The sequence below is a fragment of the Oerskovia sp. NPDC057915 genome (genome assembly GCF_042887685.1).
GTDB lineage: Bacteria > Actinomycetota > Actinomycetes > Actinomycetales > Cellulomonadaceae > Oerskovia.
This window is the reverse complement of record NZ_JBHVOS010000051.1, coordinates 1-1,525: the sequence shown is the minus strand read 5'-3', so window position 1 is coordinate 1,525 and position 1,525 is coordinate 1. Positions and strand designations below refer to the sequence as shown.

Annotated in this window: 2 protein-coding genes and 1 pseudogene; 1 reads left to right on the top strand and 2 read right to left on the bottom strand. The window is 62.2% G+C overall.

The annotated features are described in order from the left end of the window. Positions 1-741 (bottom strand): annotated as a pseudogene (locus ACFVQ3_RS18800) (hypothetical protein); the annotation flags it as partial. Between the two features lie 67 nt (positions 742-808). Then, the gene (locus ACFVQ3_RS18795) at positions 809-1,264 is read right to left on the bottom strand and encodes a hypothetical protein (protein ID WP_387642406.1); all 456 of its coding nucleotides are present in this window, start codon (positions 1,262-1,264) and stop codon (positions 809-811) included. 37 nt (positions 1,265-1,301) lie between these two features. On the opposite strand from ACFVQ3_RS18795, the gene ACFVQ3_RS18790 reads away from it, so the two are divergent. Continuing rightward, positions 1,302-1,525: hypothetical protein (locus ACFVQ3_RS18790; RefSeq protein ID WP_387642403.1), on the top strand; the 224-nt coding region annotated here is incomplete at its 3' end.

Sequence of the window (1,525 nt, the reverse complement as noted above, 5' to 3'; positions counted from 1 at the left end):
CGCTTCCATCACCGTCTCCGGTGGCGCGATCCGAGCGTCGAAGAGGATCTTCTGACCTGTCGTCGACGCGCGGCCGTCTTCCTGATCGCACCAGTCGCCGTAGGTGTCGTCGATGACCGCGCCCTTGCCCGGCTTGGGCGCATTCGCGGTCTGCAACATCCGGTTTCCGGACTTGGTCAGGTTGTCCACGAGCGTCGCGTACAGCTCGGGTCCACCGTTGGCGGGCAACCAGTGCTCGGTCTCGTCGGCGACGATCGCCGTCGCTTCCGCGCCTTCCGCTGTCGCGGCCGAGGACGTGATCACTTCGAGGGTGCCTTCGGGCAGCATGTTGTACTGCGAGCGGCCAGGATCGAGCAGGAACTCCCGCACGATCGGAGAGCCCTTCGGCGCCATCGCCCGAATCTGACGCATCGTGTTCGCGGTCTGCTTCTCCGACGTCGCCGCGATCTGCACGAGCGGCATGTCGACACGTTTGCCCAGACAGCCACCAGGCAGCTTTGGGTCGAACGTGTCGAGTCGCACCGGACCGCAGAACTCGGTCAGCGCCCACGCGGCTGCGAACGGCGACTTACCCGAGCCCTTCGAGAGCCTGCGCGCTGCGTGATAGAACAGCCACTGCCCGTTCTCGTCGAGCGCGTACCACCACAGCAGGAAACGAGCCTGCTCCGGCGTGTACTTCCACTCCAGTCCGGCACGAATACCGTTGGGGTGCTTGAGGTACTGCGCCGCGAAGCGGAGCACACCCCACCCGAGGGTGAGTTTAGGTACTCCTGCGGGGAGAGTGATCAGTCGATCGGCAGCGGCGAGCCTACTGCCCGATTCCATGGGCAGCGAGTTCCTTGGCGTACTCGCTCATGATCGTCACGGTCGCATCCGTGCCCGGATCGCCGGACTCCGTGGTGCTCAGCTCCAACCGGACACGCCGCCGTGAGGCCTCCGTGGTCAACAGGTCGCCCATCATCGTCCAGATCTGCTGCACCATGCCAGCTCTGAGCGTTCGCGAATTCAGATGCTCGGACATCACATGCGCGCACAGCCGCGCCGCCTGCCAGTCCGAGGGTTCGAAGTACTTCGACTGACCGGACGTCTTGAGCGAGCGATACCAGGCCTTCGCGATGGTGTGCCACGCCGAATCTTCGACCGGCGGCTTGACCCGAGGCGCGCCCGCAATCGGAACGACCTTGGTCTTGGCCGGCGCCGCGGCGTCCTTGGGCTTGTTGCGACGACGACGCTCACTGGTGCGTTTCGGAGGTGGACCTGACATGCCGTCACCCCCTCGATGTGCTTGCTAATCTCTGTCGATGACAGAAGACGACTTGAAGATCTTTATTAGCTGGTCAGGCGAACTATCCAAGAACATCACACGGATCATTCGCATGTGGCTACCAAAGATGTTTGATCGGATTGATCCTTGGATGTCAGACATTGATATTCAAGCCGGGACGCGTGGCCTGCAGTTAATCGAAAGCAGGCTCAACGAGAGCGCCTTTGGAATTATCGTTGTTACGACGGAGAACCAGAACAA

Coding starts and splice junctions, on each gene's coding strand:
- ACFVQ3_RS18795 (WP_387642406.1), bottom strand. CDS start 1,264: ATGTCAGGTCCACCTCCGAAACGCACCAGTGAGCGTCGTCGTCGCAAC.